At 66.5% G+C, this 15150-nt stretch carries 15 protein-coding genes; 3 read left to right on the forward strand and 12 right to left on the reverse strand.

Annotated elements, in window-relative coordinates:
* Window position 1: 1 nt before the first annotated feature.
* The 4 genes from BAY61_RS31035 to BAY61_RS31050 all read right to left on the reverse strand — a co-directional run bounded on the left by BAY61_RS31035 (window position 2) and on the right by BAY61_RS31050 (window position 2589).
* On the reverse strand, window positions 2-655 hold the full coding sequence (locus BAY61_RS31035; protein WP_091806582.1) for a TrmH family RNA methyltransferase: 654 nt from the start codon (window positions 653-655) through the stop codon (window positions 2-4).
* 17 nt (window positions 656-672) lie between these two features.
* Window positions 673-1059 carry a DUF2784 domain-containing protein gene (locus BAY61_RS31040; RefSeq protein WP_091805952.1) on the reverse strand — a complete coding sequence of 129 codons (387 nt, stop codon included), beginning with the start codon at window positions 1057-1059 and terminating at the stop codon, window positions 673-675.
* 171 nt (window positions 1060-1230) lie between these two features.
* Complete coding sequence (pyrE, locus tag BAY61_RS31045) at window positions 1231-1812, reverse strand: orotate phosphoribosyltransferase (protein WP_091805955.1); 582 nt, start codon at window positions 1810-1812, stop codon at window positions 1231-1233.
* Between the two features lie 9 nt (window positions 1813-1821).
* A complete protein-coding gene (locus tag BAY61_RS31050; protein ID WP_091805958.1) occupies window positions 1822-2589 on the reverse strand; it encodes an SDR family NAD(P)-dependent oxidoreductase in 768 nt (255 codons plus the stop codon).
* 161 nt (window positions 2590-2750) lie between these two features.
* Here BAY61_RS31050 and BAY61_RS31055 point away from each other — a divergent pair, with 161 nt between their 5' ends.
* On the forward strand, window positions 2751-3128 hold the full coding sequence (locus tag BAY61_RS31055; RefSeq protein ID WP_091805961.1) for a hypothetical protein: 378 nt from the start codon (window positions 2751-2753) through the stop codon (window positions 3126-3128).
* A 5-nt stretch (window positions 3129-3133) separates the two neighbouring features.
* Here the strand turns inward: BAY61_RS31055 and BAY61_RS31060 are convergent, their stop codons facing one another.
* On the reverse strand, window positions 3134-3841 hold the full coding sequence (locus BAY61_RS31060) for a type III secretion system chaperone family protein (RefSeq protein WP_110057678.1): 708 nt from the start codon (window positions 3839-3841) through the stop codon (window positions 3134-3136).
* Window positions 3842-3909: 68 nt separating this feature from the next.
* On the reverse strand, window positions 3910-6510 hold the full coding sequence (gene clpB / locus BAY61_RS31065) for an ATP-dependent chaperone ClpB (RefSeq protein ID WP_091805964.1): 2601 nt from the start codon (window positions 6508-6510) through the stop codon (window positions 3910-3912).
* A gap of 184 nt (window positions 6511-6694) precedes the next feature.
* On the opposite strand from clpB, the gene BAY61_RS31070 reads away from it, so the two are divergent.
* A complete protein-coding gene (locus BAY61_RS31070; protein ID WP_245865594.1) occupies window positions 6695-8278 on the forward strand; it encodes an alanine/glycine:cation symporter family protein in 1584 nt (527 codons plus the stop codon).
* Window positions 8279-8316: 38 nt separating this feature from the next.
* Here the strand turns inward: BAY61_RS31070 and BAY61_RS31075 are convergent, their stop codons facing one another.
* Window positions 8317-8772: a MarR family winged helix-turn-helix transcriptional regulator gene (locus BAY61_RS31075; RefSeq protein WP_091805970.1), complete on the reverse strand. Its 456-nt coding sequence runs from the start codon at window positions 8770-8772 to the stop codon at window positions 8317-8319.
* 397 nt (window positions 8773-9169) lie between these two features.
* On the opposite strand from BAY61_RS31075, the gene BAY61_RS31080 reads away from it, so the two are divergent.
* A complete protein-coding gene (locus BAY61_RS31080; RefSeq protein ID WP_176879733.1) occupies window positions 9170-10345 on the forward strand; it encodes a globin domain-containing protein in 1176 nt (391 codons plus the stop codon).
* On the opposite strand, the gene BAY61_RS33220 is transcribed toward BAY61_RS31080, so the two are convergent.
* The 5 genes from BAY61_RS33220 to dnaK all read right to left on the reverse strand — a co-directional run bounded on the left by BAY61_RS33220 (window position 10332) and on the right by dnaK (window position 15028).
* Window positions 10332-10493, reverse strand: a complete 162-nt coding sequence (locus BAY61_RS33220) for a hypothetical protein (protein WP_170140106.1) — start codon at window positions 10491-10493, stop codon at window positions 10332-10334. The genes BAY61_RS31080 and BAY61_RS33220 overlap by 14 nt on opposite strands.
* A gap of 283 nt (window positions 10494-10776) precedes the next feature.
* Complete coding sequence (locus BAY61_RS31090) at window positions 10777-11217, reverse strand: heat shock protein transcriptional repressor HspR (RefSeq protein ID WP_091805979.1); 441 nt, start codon at window positions 11215-11217, stop codon at window positions 10777-10779.
* Window positions 11217-12419 (reverse strand): molecular chaperone DnaJ, encoded by a 1203-nt coding sequence (dnaJ, locus tag BAY61_RS31095; RefSeq protein ID WP_091805980.1) that lies wholly within the window; start codon window positions 12417-12419, stop codon window positions 11217-11219. The genes BAY61_RS31090 and dnaJ overlap by 1 nt, the downstream gene beginning before the upstream one ends.
* 27 nt (window positions 12420-12446) lie before the next feature.
* Window positions 12447-13139, reverse strand: coding sequence for a nucleotide exchange factor GrpE (gene grpE / locus BAY61_RS31100; protein ID WP_091805983.1), 693 nt, complete (start codon window positions 13137-13139; stop codon window positions 12447-12449).
* Entirely contained in the window at window positions 13136-15028 is a 1893-nt protein-coding gene (dnaK, locus tag BAY61_RS31105; protein ID WP_091805986.1) for a molecular chaperone DnaK, read from the reverse strand. Before dnaK ends, grpE begins: the two co-directional genes overlap by 4 nt.
* Window positions 15029-15150 lie beyond the last annotated feature (122 nt).

Here is a 15150-nt window from a genome sequence, read left to right on the forward strand (position 1 = left end):
GTCACCACGCCGTGGAAAGGTCGGCGTGCTGCCTGATCCACGAGTGCATGACGATTCCAGCGGCCACACCGGCATTGATCGATCTCGTCGTGCCGAACTGGGCGATCGAGACGGCCATCGTGGCGTGCCGCTGTGCCTCTTCGGAGAGCCCCGGGCCTTCCTGGCCGAACAGCAGTACACATTCGCGCGGCAGTTCCGCCGTTTCGATCGGCAGTGCGCCAGGCGTGTTGTCGACGGCGACGATGGCCAGACCTCGCTCGGTCGCGAACTCGGCGAGGTCGGCGACTTCCGGCTGGTGGTAGAGGTGCTGGTAGCGATCGGTGACCATCGCGCCGCGCCGGTTCCACCTGCGTTTGCCGACGATGTGCACCGAGGCCGCGGCGAACGCGTTCGCCGTCCTGACGACGGTTCCGATGTTGTGGTCGTGCTGGAAGTTCTCGATGGCGACATGGAACGGGTACCGTCTGCCGTCCATGTCGGCGACGATCGCCTCCCTGCGCCAGTACCGGTAGACGTCGACGACGTTGCGCCGGTCGCCCTCAAGCAGCAGTTCGGGGTCGTAGCGTTCGTCGTCAGGCAGCGGCCCTTCCCACGGCCCGACACCGACCTCACCACGGGAACCCCACTCGGTGGGCCCTGCCCCGGCCTCGTCGATCACCCGGCCATTCTCGCTCAGCTGATGCCGACCCTGCGCTCAGGGACGCCGTGATGCTTGTTGCGCCAGCGCAGGTATGCCCCGATGTAGGAAACGACGACGAGCAGGAGCGCGAGAACACCGACGACCGGCAGGGCTTCCCTCGGGAAGATCGTGCCGTAGATGTAGTACTCGTTGAAGCCGCCGGACAACGGGCCGAGTCCGCGCAGCTCGCGCAAATAGTCTTCCAGCACGGTCAGTGGGCATGGCAACGGAAGGACGTTGACCGCAACGCCCCACAAAGCGAAGAAAACGTGCACAAAGATCGTCTTCGGCCACTTCCAGGCAAGAAAGCCGCCAAGACCGATGTAGATCAACGCGAGAAAATGGACCGCTGTCGTGAGTCCGGTGAAGAACTCAAGCATCGCCCCACCTGTCCCCAATCGCTGCCCCCGACACCTGCGACGTTACTCCGAAAAAGGGCGTGAGGTGTCGAAAGAACGATCTGTCGAGCGTTATGGGGAAGTGCTACATCCGCAGGTCGAGAGCAATTTTTACGGTGGGTCTCAGTTGAATAACACCGGCCTGTGCTTCGCTCACGCGAGGCCGAGGTCATCCAGATCGAGCAGATACCGATAGGGGAGGCCCGTTTTCTCGATGGCCTCTTTCGCGCCCGTCCCCCTGTCGACGACCGTGGCGACGCCGACGACCGTCGCCCCCGCCTCGCCGAGCGCGTCGACGGCGGTGAGCACGCTTCCGCCCGTCGTCGACGTGTCCTCGACGGCGAGCACCCGCTGGCCCGCGACCTCCATGCCCTCGATCCGCCGCTGCATGCCGTGTTCCTTGACCGCCTTGCGCACGACGAAGGCGTCGAGCACCATGCCGTCGCCCGCCGCCGAATGCAGCATGGCCGTCGCAACCGGATCAGCGCCAAGGGTGAGCCCGCCGACGGCGACGTAGTCCCAGTCGGCGGTCAGCTGGCGAAGCAGCGTGCCGATGAGCGGCGCGGCGGCATGATGAAGAGTCGCCCTGCGCAGATCGATGTAGTAATCGGCCTCTTTGCCCGAGGAGAGGGTCACGGTGCCCCGAACAACACACAGTTCGGTGACCAGCCGGGCCAGTTCGATCTTCGCCGCTTGATCCAAGGAGGGGTTCGCCACGGCCAGCAAGTCTGGCATGAGTACTGGTCAGGTTCGGTCGCGCCCCGCGAAGCGACCACCGATCATGCGAACCAGACCACGTGGCAACAGCTTTCCGATCGCGACGACGAGCTTGTACTGCGGGCTCGGCACCGAGATGACCTTGCCGCGCCGCAGATCGGCCAGCGCCTCACCGACCACCCGCTCCGCGCTGAGCCAGAACAGCTTCGGTCCCGACTTCTCAAGCCCCGCCCGCGAGTGGAACTCGGTGTTGGTGAAGCCGGGGCACAGGGCAAGCACCCTTACTCCCGATCCGCGCAGCGCCGAGGCAAGCCCGTCGGAGAAGGAGGTCACCCAGCTCTTGCTCGCCGTGTAGGTCGAGCCCCTTCCCGAGAAGAACCCAGCGACACTCGACACGTTGATGACGTCGCCGCGACCCCTGTCGAGCATTCCGGGCAGCGCGGCCCTGGTGAGCCGCAGCACCGCCGTGACGTTGACGTCGAGCTGACGTTGAAGATCCTCCTGCGACGCGGTCCACAACTCGCCTGCGAGGCCGAGACCCGCGTTGTTGACGAGCAGGTCGACGGGCGCGGCTCCGAGCTTGCGCTCGACGAGCTGCCGTCCCTCCTGGGTTGCGAGGTCCGCCGGCAGGGACTCGACGGTGACGCCGTGGCGCTCGGTGACCTCCGCCGAGATCGTGGAAAGCCGCTGCTCGTCCCTTGCGACGAGGATGAGGTCGTAGTGCTCCGCGGCAAGCCTGCGAACGAAAGCGGCGCCGATACCCGCCGTGGCTCCGGTGATCAATGCGACTGGCATGGATATGGACCGTAGTGCCCCGTTTGTACGGTCGGCGAAGTTGGGCGGTCTCGGTGAGGTCGCGTCGGCTCCCCTCGACGCAGCCGCCATGGCGACAGGAAGTATGTTCCATAAGCCATTAGGGGGCGCCACGCCTCACCCGGACGGGGAAGTAACTCCAGATGGAGAACACTGCAAGCGAGTACCTGTCGTTTGTCCGTGGCTATCTCGCGGCAACCGACGGAACGACAGCCGACCTCGACTACGCCGCGTTGTCTGGCGGCGACATGGACAGCGACGCCTACGCCGAGGGCTATGCCGCGGGCCTTGAGCCGGACAGACCCGCCGTCACCTATCTCGAACTGTCGGTCCGCGACGACGGTCGGTTCACCGGCACGCTCGACCTCTCCCACTTCGCCGAAGAGCCGGAACCACCCGCACAACCGGTACAGCCCGAGCCGCCGGAACCTGCCGACTGGCCGCGCGACGAGCACGACGGCCCGCGCGGAGAACTGCCGGGCGAGCTGACCTCCCTCTCGGGAACCCTCGACCTCGGCTGAGGCGCTTAAAAGCCCTGTTGGCGGGCGCGTTCTTCGGTGGTGAGCTCGGGTTCGGCCTCCAACTGCCCGCCGTACTCCTCGTCGAACGGGTCGACGATGTCGGCGATTTCGCCGAGATCGCGTAGCAACCGCTCAAGCCGCGAAGGGCCGACGTTGGGCGCGACGCTGGCGAGCACCCACTCGTTTTCGAGCCAGGCGACGCCGACATCGCCACCGAGCGCGTCAGCGGCATCGACGAGTTCCTGCGTGATGAGCGACCGCGCCGCCGTGACGTCGTCGGCGAAGGCGTACCGCTGCCCGACGGGACCGAGCAGTTCCGGCATCTCCGCACGCTGGAACGGCACACTCGCCAGCCACAGTTCGAGTAGCACGGGATGAAGCCGATTGCACCGAACGGCGACGAGCACGGCGGGAATCATCCCGTCGGCCTCGATGTCGAAGACGAAGACGGGCCTGCGACCGTCCGAGGTGAAGGTCGAGCCCGCGACGACGTTGACAGCGGAGGAGGCACCGAAGTACCCGATGGCGCCGCCTGCCCACTGCTGAGGCAAGCGGTCGTCCTCTTCCACGTACTGCCAACCGCGCAGCTCAGCCCAGCGTGCGCGCTCGCGATTGCGCGAACTCTCCTTCGCTCTGTCGACGGTGAGCAAGGCGAGTCCAGCCACCGCGGCGACGGCGGCGATGATGAACCAGATCCACGCTGGAATACCCACGCGACCAGGGTATCTCGCACGGCCCGCTGACCAAGATCAGCGGGCCGTGTCGGAGCTACCCTTTCGGTTTATCCCGCTCGCGAGACCCTGAGCGCGCCTTCACCAGCTTCGATCTCGGGTATGTCGACCAGCACCGTGTCGCCGTCCCTGATCTCGCCTCCGAGCAGCTTGCGGGCCAGCTCGTCACCGATCGCCGACTGCACGAGCCGCCGCAGCGGGCGAGCACCGTAGATCGGGTCGAAGCCGTTGAGCGCGAGCCACTCCCTCGCGGCCGGCGTGACCTCCAGCGTCAGCCTCCGCTGTGCAAGCCGCCTCCCGAGCGCCTGCACCTGGATGTCCACAATGGAAGCCAGTTGCTCCGTGTCGAGCGCGTGGAAGACCACGATGTCGTCGAGCCGGTTCAGGAACTCCGGCTTGAAGTGCCGCTGCACCACGGCGAGCACAGCGTCCTTGCGCTGCCGCTCGTCGAGCGAGGCATCCGCGATCGCCTGCGAACCGAGGTTCGAGGTCAGCACCAGGATCGTGTTGCGGAAGTCGACCGTACGACCCTGGCCGTCGGTGAGCCTCCCGTCGTCGAGCACCTGAAGCAACACGTCGAAGACGTCGGGGTGTGCCTTCTCGACCTCGTCGAGCAGCACGACCGAGTACGGCCGTCTCCTCACCGACTCGGTGAGCTGACCGCCCTGGTCGTACCCGACGTAGCCGGGGGGAGCGCCGACGAGCCGGGCGACGCTGTGCTTCTCGCTGTACTCGCTCATGTCGATGCGCAACATGGCGCGCTCGTCGTCGAAGAGGAATTCCGCGAGTGCCTTCGCCAGCTCGGTCTTTCCGACCCCGGTCGGGCCGAGGAACAGGAACGATCCGGTGGGCCGGTCGGGGTCGGCCACCCCGGCCCTTGCCCTTCGCACGGCATCGGAGACGACCCGCACCGCGTCGGCCTGGCCGACGACCCGAGTCCCCAGCTCCTCCTCCATGCGCAACAGCTTGCCCGTCTCGCCTTCGAGCAACCTGCCTGCGGGAATGCCGGTCCACGCGCTCACGACGTCCGCGACGTCGTCGGCGCCGACCTCCTCCTTGAGCATCACGTCGGCCTTCGCCTGCGTGACCTCCGTTGCCGTGGCGAGCTCCTTCTCCAGCGAGGGGATCCGCCCGTACCGCAGCTCGGCGGCATGCGCGAGGTCGGCGTCGCGTTCGGCCCGCTCCGCTTCGCCCCTCAGCTGTTCGAGCTGTTCCTTGAGCTCTCTGACCTTCTCGATCGAGCCCTTCTCGTTCTGCCACCTCGCGGTCAGTGCCGACAGTTCCTCGCGCTTCTCGGCCAGTTCGGCGCGCAACGCGACGAGCCGGTCCTTCGAAGCGGGGTCGTCCTCCTTGTCCAGCGCCATCTCCTCGATCTCCATGCGCCGGACGGCACGCTCGACCTCGTCGATCTCGACGGGTCGCGAGTCGATTTCCATCCTGAGCCTCGACGCGGCCTCGTCGACGAGGTCGATGGCCTTGTCAGGGAGGAACCTCGCGCTGATGTAGCGGTCGGACAAGGTCGCCGCCGACACGAGTGCCGCATCCGTGATGCGGACACCGTGGTGCACCTCGTAGCGCTCTTTAAGCCCCCGGAGGATGCCGATGGCGTCCTCGACCGATGGCTCGCCGACCAGCACCTGCTGGAAGCGCCGTTCGAGTGCGGCGTCCTTCTCGATGTGCTTGCGGTACTCGTCGAGCGTCGTGGCCCCGACCATGCGCAGCTCGCCCCTCGCGAGCATGGGCTTGATCATGTTGCCCGCGTCCATGGCGCCGCCCTCGCCTGACGCACCGGCGCCGACGATCGTGTGCAACTCGTCGATGAACGTGACGACCTGGCCGTCGGACTCCTTGATCTCCTTGAGCACGGCCTTGAGCCGCTCCTCGAACTCACCGCGATACTTCGCGCCCGCGACCATCGAGCCGAGGTCGAGCGAGACGACACGCTTGCCCCGCAGCGATTCGGGGACGTCACCGGCGACGATCCGCTGGGCAAGCCCCTCGACGATGGCTGTCTTGCCGACGCCGGGCTCGCCGATCAGCACCGGGTTGTTCTTGGTACGGCGGGACAGCACCTGCACGACCCTGCGGATCTCGGTGTCCCTGCCGATGACGGGGTCGAGTTCGCCTGACCTCGCCGCGTCCGTGAGGTCGACGCCGTACTTCTCAAGTGCCTTGTAGGTGCCCTCCGGATCGGGATTTGTGACCCTCGCCGAGCCCCTGACCTTGGTGAACGCCTCGCGCAGCGCGTCGGGGGTCGCCCCGTACCTGTTGAGGAGGCTCGCGACCGGCCCTCCCTCCGCGGCGAGCCCGACGAGCACGTGCTCGGTGGAGACGTACTCGTCGCCGAGCTCGGTCGCCAGCTTCTGCGCGTTGGTGAGTGCCTTGACGGCGTGTGCGTCGAACTGCGGGGTCGACACCGTGGCGCCGGTGGCGGAGGGCAGCCCCGCGATGATCGGCTCCAGCTCCTTGTGGATCTGCTCGACGTCGGCTCCGACCGCGGTCAGCAGCGGCCCGGCCAGACCGTCTCCCTGAGCCAGGAGCGCGCCGAACAGGTGCGCGGGCGAGATCTCGGGGTTGCCGGCCATACCGGCCGCCTGCGCGGCGGACGAGATCGCCTGCTGGGTCTTCGTGGTCGGATTGAAAGCGTCCATCCCCTCACCTCTGGTCGAAAGATCTACCGGGCCTCGGCACGGGCCCCATCGCTACATATAACGTCAGGAAAGTTGAGTCTGTTCCGCTCAACTTGGCCTACTTCTTCCCGCATTAACCAACAAATTGCCAACAAGCCTTGCCAATTTCCAACGTGATGGGGTCAACTTTCGATCCATGTTTGCCATGAGCACCCACCTGGTGGCCACGAACCCGCCGCCCGGCACAGCGACCGATGTCCTCGCCGCGGAGGGAGGGACCCTCTCCTCCATCGAGAACTGGGTCAACGAGGTCTTCACACCCATCTCCGACGGCCTCTCCAACTTCGTATTCGCCGAACTCACCATCGGCGGCATCTCGTTTCCGTGGATCGTCGCCTGGCTGGTCATCGCCGCGGCCGTCTTCACCATCTACTTCGGCTTCGTACAGTTCCGCAAGTTCAAGCTCGCCACCGAACTCGTGCGAGGCCAGTACACCAGTAAGGACGAGCCGGGGGAGATCAACCACTTCCAGGCACTCGCATCCGCGTTGTCGGGAACAGTCGGGCTCGGCAACATCGCGGGCGTCGGCGTCGCCGTCACCATCGGCGGACCAGGCGCGACCCTGTGGATGGTCGTGGCGGGCCTGCTCGCGATGTGCACCAAGTTCGTGGAGTGCACGCTCGGCGTGAGATATCGCGAGACCCACGAGGACGGCACCGTCTCCGGTGGCCCAATGCACTATCTGCGCAAGGGGCTTGCCGAGCGATTCGGCAACAAGTTCGGGATCATTCTCGGCAGGGTGCTCGCCGTCCTCGCCGCCGTGATGCTGCTGTTCTTCGCGTTCGCAGGCGGCAACATGTTCCAGGCGAACCAGACGTTCGCGCAGGTCAAGGACGTCACGGGTGGCGATGAGGGCTTCCTTGGCAGTGATGGAGCCGCGTTCATCTTCGGCGTTCTGCTCGCCATCGTCGTCGGCGCGGTGATCATCGGCGGCATCAAGTCGATCGGCGCCGTCACCAGCAGGCTCGTCCCCGCGATGGGCATCATCTACGTCACGGCCTGCCTGATCGTCATTCTCGTCAACTTCACCGAGGTGCCCGCCGCGTTCGGCCAGATCCTCGCCGGGGCGTTCACGGGCGAGGGCGTCGCCGGTGGCGCGATCGGCGCGCTGATCGTCGGCTTCCAGCGCGCCCTCTTCTCCAACGAGGCCGGCATCGGTTCCGCTCCGATCGCGCACTCGGCCGTGAAGACGAAGAACCCCGCGACCGAGGGCTACGTCGCCCTGCTCGAACCATTCATCGACACGGTGATCGTGTGCACGATGACCGCGCTCACCGTCGTCATCGCCAACACCCCGTTCTGGAACGACGCCCGCGCCGACGTGGCGGCGGGCGGCGAGACGCCGGACGGCGTGACGGTGACCTCGAACGCGTTCGAAACCGTGCTGCCGTGGTTCCCCTACATCCTGACGATCGCGGTGGTGCTCTTCGCGCTTTCCACGCTCATCACGTGGGGCTACTACGGACAGAAGGCGTGGACGTTCCTGTTCGGCAAGAACCGGACGAGCGAGCGCGTCTACCAGGTGATCTTCTGCCTGTTCACCATCGCGGGCTGCGTGCTGACGCTCGGCAGCGTGCTCAATTTCGCCGACGCCGTACTGTTCCTGCTCGCGCTGTTCAACATCATCGGCCTCTACCTGCTCGTTCCCATCGTGAAGAGGGAGGTTGCCGACTTCGCGGCGAAGCTGAAGTCGGGAGAGGTCAAGAAGCAGGACAAGACCAAGGTCTGAGCCTTCCGGCCCCGATCCCTGCCCGGTCCCCGCTCGGCCTACCGGCCGTCCGTGGAGGACCGGGCAGGGCAGGGCGTTTCCTGGTCGACCACCGCACGCAAGTCCGCGTTCACCGCCCCCAGCCGTTCGGTCAGCTCCTTCAGCTCGGCCTCGTCCCATTCGCCGAACGCCTCGCTGAGAAACTCGGCGTGCAGCCGCTTCCAGCGGACGAGCCGCCGCTCACCCTCCTCTGACACCTTCACGAGCGATGCCCTGCCGTCCTCAGGAGCGGGCCTGCGCTCGATGAGCCCCGCCTCGGCGAGCTGACTCACCTGTCTGCTGATCACCGAGATGTCGACCATCCGATGTTTCGCCAGCTCGGAGAGGCGCGACTCACCTCGGCGCTCGATCTCCGACAGCAACATCGCGGCCGCGGGGTGCGGTCCCTGCTCCTGCTGCCAGAGCTGCATGATCCACGCGTGCTGTAGCTGAGAGGCCAGCTTCAGCTGCCTCATCAAGTCAACGCATACCTCTTCGGAGGGGACCACTACCTACCACCCGGTCACTCAAAGTTACTTGCTCGATACAAATTCTACCTTAATGGTTGCGTGCTCAATACACGCATTGGGTGAATTACGGCACGAAACCGGCGGAGGTGCCACCCAAGTGGAGCAACCAAAGGCGGACAACCTTCGTAATGGCTACCGAACAACCGCTCAGGAACCTACTGTTGTGTTGGCGCTTGCTCGGAAAGGTGGAATATTCATGAAGCCGACGGAGTCGTTGTGGGGCACTGACCTGCTGGAGCGGGACTCGCCCTCAAGGTCACCCATTCGTGAATAATCGCGAGCGGCAAAAGGTGACTCTGAGTATGCAAAAACGCGCGCAGATCGAGACCACTGGGGCAGATGGATGACAGCCGACGCGATCAGCCCGCTACCCCGGGTTTCTCCGCCAAGGCAACCGCCTCCGGCCGTCACCGCGATGGTCGATCTGATCAGGGACACCTGGCGGCAAGCCGAGCCCTACACGCCGGAGATCTCCCAGTTCTTCTACGGGATGCTGTTCACGCTGGCGCCTGCCACCCGCGACTTTTTTCCCATCAACATGGAGGTGCAGCGAGGACGGCTCGTCAGGGCACTCGTGCACATTCTCCAGCTCGTCGACCGGCCCGACGATCTCGCGCCGTATCTCCGCCAGCTCGGAAGGGACCACCGCAAGTTCGGCGTGATCCCCAACCACTACGAGGCCGTCGGCACCGCGCTGCTCGCGGCGCTCAAGCGGCACCTCGGTCCCGCGTGGACCCAGCCGGTCGAGCTGGCCTGGGCTGAGGCGTACACGATCATCGCCAGGTCGATGCAGGAAGCGGCGGCCTCGTCGGAGCACCCGGCTTGCTGGACGGCGACCGTCGCCGAGCACAGGCGGCTGAGCTGGGACCTCGCGCTGGTCAGGATCGAGCCCGAAGTCCACATCCCGTTCGAGGCAGGCCAGTACCTGAGCATCGAGGTACCGCAACGCCCCCGGCTGTGGCGCTACCTTTCGCCCGCCAATGGCCCACGTCCCGATGGGTCGCTCGAATTCCACGTGCGCGCGATCGAAGGCGGCTGGGTGTCTCGGGCCATCGTCAGCCACACCCAGAGCGGCGACGTGTGGCGCATCGGCCCGCCGATGGGCAGGCTCGCCGTCGACAGGGAAAACGGCAGGGACGTGCTGATGATCGCGGGCGGCACCGGGCTCGCGCCGCTCCGCTCGATACTCGACGAGCTGGGGCAATGGGGCGACAACCCGAGAGTGACGCTCTTCTACGGGGGCGCGACGCGGGACGATCTCTACGATCTCGAACAGCTTCGGACGCTGGCCTCCACCAACCCGTGGCTCACCGTGCGGCCCGTCGTCGAGCGCGCGGAGGGACTGCCGGGGTTCGACCACGGCACGCTGGCCGATGTCGTCACCAGGCATGGGGCGTGGCCAGGCCACGACGTCCTCGTCTCCGGCTCGCCGTCGATGATCAGGGCGACGGTCTCGCGGATGCTGGTCGCCGGAACGGCGCTCGACCAGATCCGCTACGACCCGTTCACCCTGGACTGAAGCCAGCCGCCGAGCCACGCGCGTCGGCGAGTCCTCTGTCTAGGCCACCGAGATCCGCGCTCAGGTCGCCGAGATCCGCGCTGGGGACGGCGACATCTGCGTCCAAGCCGTCGAGATCCGCGGCCAGAACCACGAGTTCTGCATCCATGCGCGCGAGTTCCGCATCCATGCGCGCGAATGGCGCATTCGCCGGGAATCGAACCGCCACCACCGACACGGGCACCAACCGCTCGCACGAGCGCAGATCTCGCCGTCCCGAACGCAGAACTCGCCAACCTGAGCGCGGATCTCGCTAGCCTGAGTGCGGATCTCGCCGACCCGAACGCAGATCTCGCCAGCCTGGGTGCAGAACTCGGCGGCCTGGGTGCGGGACTCGCGACGTGACGCGACGACGGGCTCGCCCCGCGCGGTCGGGTTCGCCCCGCGCGGCGCTAGCGGCGGCGCGGCCGCCACACGACGAGCGCGCTCTCCTGGCGCACCGGCACCAGGTCCTTGCGGTACGAGGCATGCACAGCCGCCGCTGCCTGCTCAGCGGCGGCATACGCACCAGCCAGCTCTTCCGTCAGTTCGGAAAGCCTGTGCTGCAAAGCCTCGACCTGGTTTTCCAGCTCGATGATCCGTTTGATTCCGGCGAGGTTGACGCCTTCCTCCTGCGAAAGCCGCTGCACCTCGCGGAGCAGCGCGATGTCGCGCATGGAGTAGCGGCGTCCGCCTCCGGACGTCCGGCCCGGCGAGACGAGTCCCAGCCGGTCGTAGGAGCGCAGCGTCTGAGCATGCAGACCGGACAGCTGCGCGGCGACCGAGATCACGAACATCGGCGTGTCCTCGGTCGCGCCGTGCGGCAACCCACCCGGAAGTCCGGAACCGAACATCAAGCCCCCCTGTCTCGCAACAGTGCGGTGATCTCCGGCCGCGGGTCGTGCTTCGCGACCGTCTCGGCATAGTTTTCCAGCGCGGCCTTGGCCTTGCTGTCCACCTTGGCCGGGATGACGACCTGCAATGTGACGAGCAGATCGCCCTGGCTCCCGTCGCGCTTCGCGATGCCCTTGCCTCGCACGCGCAGGACCCTGCCGTTCGCGGTGCCCGACGGCACCTTGAGCGACACCTTCGAGTCCAGGGTAGGCACGGTGACCGTGCTGCCAAGGACCAGTTCGGTGAACTCGACGGGCAACGAGATCGTCAGGTCGTTGCCGGAACGGCCGAACACCGGATGCGGGTTGACGTGCACCCGCACGTAGAGGTCGCCAGCCGTCGCGCCACCCCTGCCGGGCTCGCCTTGCCCCGCGAGGCGGATGCGCTGGTTGTCGTCGACACCGGCAGGGATACGCACGGTCAGCGTCCTCGTGCGAGTGCTGATGCCATCGCCGTGACATTCAGGGCAGGGGTCGTCGATGATCGTGCCCCTTCCCCTGCAATCCCTGCACGGTTCGGAGAACGCGAACGCCCCCTGGCTTCTGTTGACGAGGCCCGCGCCCTGACAGGTCGGGCAGGTCCTCGGCTGGGTTCCCGGCCTCGCGCCGTTGCCTCCGCAGGTCGCGCAACTGGCCGGACTCGACAACCGCAACGGCAGGGTCGCGCCCTTGACCGCCTCAGCGAAGTCGATGCGGACATCGGTTTCGACGTCGGCGCCCCGCTGACCGCGAGCGGCGGTGGGTTCTCCACCGCCCCTCCTGCCGAACAAGTTGCCGAGCATGTCGCCGAGTCCACCGAATCCGGTGCCACCGCCCGCGGCGGCACCGCCCTGGCCGAAGATGTCGCCGAAGTCGAATCCACCTTGGCCGGGAGCCCCGCCGGGACCACCAGCGCCAGGGAAGCCGAAGCCACCTGGGCTGCCGGAGCCGAACAGGCTCCTCGCCTCGTCGTACTCCTTGCGCTTGTCGGCGTCGGAGAGCACGCCGTACGCCTCGGACACGGCCTTGAACTTCTGCTCGGCCTCGGGATTGCCCGGATTGGCATCCGGGTGGTTCTCCCTCGCGAGCTTCCGGTAGGCCTTCTTGATCTCGTCCTGTGAGGCGTCGGAGGAGACGCCCAACTCACGGTAGAAGTCCTTACCGATCCACTCCCTGGCGCTCATCGGGCGTCCCTCCCTTCTCCGTCGTTGTCAGCGGGTGTGCTCATCGGCGTCGATGGGCAGTTCGCCACCGACCGGTGGGTCGACGGGTCCGTCGGCCGCCGACTCGCCACCCGGCTCGTGGTCGGTGACGCCGACAAGTGCCTCACGCAGCACCCTGTCGGCGAGCCGGTAGCCACGGCGAAGCACCATGGTGACCGTCGGACCTGCCACGTCGGGCGACGTGCTGTGCTGAACGGCCTCGTGCACGCTCGGGTCGAAGGGCTCGCCCTCCTTGCCGAACGATTCGAGGCCGACCCGCTCAAGCGCGCCGACGAACTTGTCGGCGACGGCCTTGAACGCACCCGTCAGGTCGCCGTGCGACTCGGCGCGCTCAAGGTCGTCGAGCAGCGGAAGCAGCTCGTTGACGACCGCCGCCTTGCCGCCCTCAGCGACCGATTCCTTGTCCCTGTCGACCCTGCGCCGGTAGTTGGCGTACTCGGCCTGGAGCCGCTGAAGGTCGGCGGTGCGCTCCTCAAGCTGCCGCTCAAGGTCGCTCGCGGGCGCAACGGACTCGTCGACCGTCTCCTCCCCGAGCTGCGGCCCCGGGGTGCCCTCCTCGGAGGGCACCTCCGTTGGCTGCTCGCGCAACTGCCCGGTCTCCGGATCGATCTTCCTGCGATCCCGGACGACCACTGGCTCCTGTACTGCCTCTTGCTCGGTGCCGTCGTATCGCTCTGTCACTTCTTGTCGTCCTCGTCGACGATCTCGGCGTCAACGACGTCGTCGGCCTTCGCCGAGCCCGAGTCGGCGCCTGCCGCACCGGCTGCTCCGGCGCCACCCGCGGCACCGGCACCACCCGCGGCGCCCTCGGCTCCACCGCCCTGAGCGCCCGTGTTGGCGTAGAGCGCCGTCGCCAGCTCCTGCGAAGCGGAGTTGAGCTTCTCGATCGACTCCCTGATCTTGGCGGCGTCGGTGCCCTTGAGGGACTCGTTCGCCTCCTCGATCGCGGTCTTGACCTTGCCCTTGAGGTCATCGGGCAACTTGTCGTCGTTGTCCTTGATGAACTTCTCGGTCTGGTAGACCAGCGTCTCGGCCTGGTTGCGGGTCTCGGCCTCCTCGCGCCGCTTCTTGTCCTCGTCGGCGTGCGCCTCGGCGTCCTTGACCATGCGGTCGATGTCGTCCTGCGGCAGCGCGGAGCCACCGGTGATCGTCATCGACTGTTCCTTGTTCGTGCCGAGATCCTTGGCTGTCACGTGCACGATGCCGTTGGCGTCGATGTCGAAGGTGACCTCGACCTGCGGCACGCCACGCGGTGCGGGCGGGATGCCGGTCAGCTCGAACATGCCGAGCTTCTTGTTGTGCGCCGCGATCTCGCGCTCACCTTGGAAGACCTGGATCTGCACGGAAGGCTGGTTGTCGTCAGCCGTCGAGAAGATCTCGGACCGCTTGGTCGGGATGGTGGTGTTGCGCTCGATGAGCTTGGTGAACACCCCGCCCTTGGTCTCGATGCCGAGCGAGAGCGGCGTGACGTCGAGCAGCAGAACGTCCTTGACCTCACCGCGGAGAACACCGGCTTGCAGCGCGGCTCCGACGGCGACGACCTCGTCGGGGTTGACGCCCTTGTTGGGCTCGCGGCCACCGGTCAGTTCCTTGACGAGGTCGCTCACCGCGGGCATCCGGGTGGAGCCACCGACGAGCACGACGTGGTCGATGCTGCCGACGGGCATCCCGGCGTCCCTGATGACGTTGTTGAACGGCTGCCTCGTCCGCTCAAGCAGGTCGGAGGTGATCCGCTGGAACTCCGCCCTCGAAAGGGTCTCGTCGAGGAACAGCGGGTTCTTGTCGCCGTCGACGGTGATGTAGGGCAGGTTGATGTTCGCGCTGTTGGAGCTGGAAAGCTCGATCTTGGCCTTCTCGGCCGCTTCCTTGATGCGCTGCATCGCCATGCGGTCCTTGGTCAGGTCGATGCCGTTGGCCGCCCTGAACTTGTCGACGAGCCAGTCGACGATCCGCTGGTCCCAGTCGTCACCACCGAGGTGGTTGTCACCACTGGTCGCCCTGACCTCGACGACGCCCTCACCGATTTCCAGCAGCGAGACGTCGAAGGTGCCACCACCGAGGTCGAACACCAGGATGGTCTGTTCCTTCTCGCCCTTGTCGAGCCCGTAGGCCAGCGCCGCGGCCGTCGGCTCGTTGACGATGCGCAGCACGTTGAGGCCCGCGATCTGGCCGGCTTCCTTCGTGGCCTGCCGCTGGGCGTCCTCGAAGTACGCGGGCACCGTGATGACGGCGTCGGTGACGTCCTCGCCGAGGTAGGACTCCGCGTCGCGCTTGAGCTTCATGAGCACGCGAGCGCTGATCTCCTGCGGCGTGTATGCCTTGCCGTCGATCTCGGTCTTCCAGTCGGTACCCATGTGCCGCTTGACCGAGCGAATGGTGCGGTCAACGTTGGTGACCGCCTGGTTCTTGGCTGGCTGGCCCGTCAGTACCTCGCCGTTCTTGGCGAAGGCGACGACGGACGGGGTCGTCCGCGAACCCTCCGAGTTGGCGATGACCGTCGGCTCGCCGCCCTCAAGGACCGCGACGACCGAGTTAGTCGTGCCAAGGTCGATGCCGACCGCACGCGCCATTGTGAGTTCCCTCCTGCTTGCTTTCTTCTCTCGGTCAGCACTCCGACCAGGACTTTGCCGCCTGATCGAGCGCTGACCAGCATTATCGCTTCCACATTGAGTGGGATCCACTCAAGTTGTAT

This window comes from Prauserella marina (assembly GCF_002240355.1).
GTDB lineage: Bacteria > Actinomycetota > Actinomycetes > Mycobacteriales > Pseudonocardiaceae > Prauserella_A > Prauserella_A marina.

Bases quoted from the DNA above. Each gene is read 5' to 3' on its own strand.
- BAY61_RS31050 (WP_091805958.1), bottom strand. From the start codon at position 2,589: ATGCCAGTCGCATTGATCACCGGAGCCACGGCGGGTATCGGCGCCGCT.
- BAY61_RS31055 (WP_091805961.1), top strand. From the start codon at position 2,751: ATGGAGAACACTGCAAGCGAGTACCTGTCGTTTGTCCGTGGCTATCTC.
- clpB (WP_091805964.1), bottom strand. From the start codon at position 6,510: ATGGACGCTTTCAATCCGACCACGAAGACCCAGCAGGCGATCTCGTCC.
- dnaJ (WP_091805980.1), bottom strand. From the start codon at position 12,419: ATGAGCGCCAGGGAGTGGATCGGTAAGGACTTCTACCGTGAGTTGGGC.
- pyrE (WP_091805955.1), bottom strand. From the start codon at position 1,812: ATGCCAGACTTGCTGGCCGTGGCGAACCCCTCCTTGGATCAAGCGGCG.
- BAY61_RS31080 (WP_176879733.1), top strand. From the start codon at position 9,170: ATGACAGCCGACGCGATCAGCCCGCTACCCCGGGTTTCTCCGCCAAGG.
- BAY61_RS31075 (WP_091805970.1), bottom strand. From the start codon at position 8,772: ATGAGGCAGCTGAAGCTGGCCTCTCAGCTACAGCACGCGTGGATCATG.
- BAY61_RS31090 (WP_091805979.1), bottom strand. From the start codon at position 11,217: ATGTTCGGTTCCGGACTTCCGGGTGGGTTGCCGCACGGCGCGACCGAG.
- dnaK (WP_091805986.1), bottom strand. From the start codon at position 15,028: ATGGCGCGTGCGGTCGGCATCGACCTTGGCACGACTAACTCGGTCGTC.
- BAY61_RS33220 (WP_170140106.1), bottom strand. From the start codon at position 10,493: ATGGATGCAGAACTCGTGGTTCTGGCCGCGGATCTCGACGGCTTGGAC.
- BAY61_RS31070 (WP_245865594.1), top strand. From the start codon at position 6,695: ATGAGCACCCACCTGGTGGCCACGAACCCGCCGCCCGGCACAGCGACC.
- BAY61_RS31040 (WP_091805952.1), bottom strand. From the start codon at position 1,059: ATGCTTGAGTTCTTCACCGGACTCACGACAGCGGTCCATTTTCTCGCG.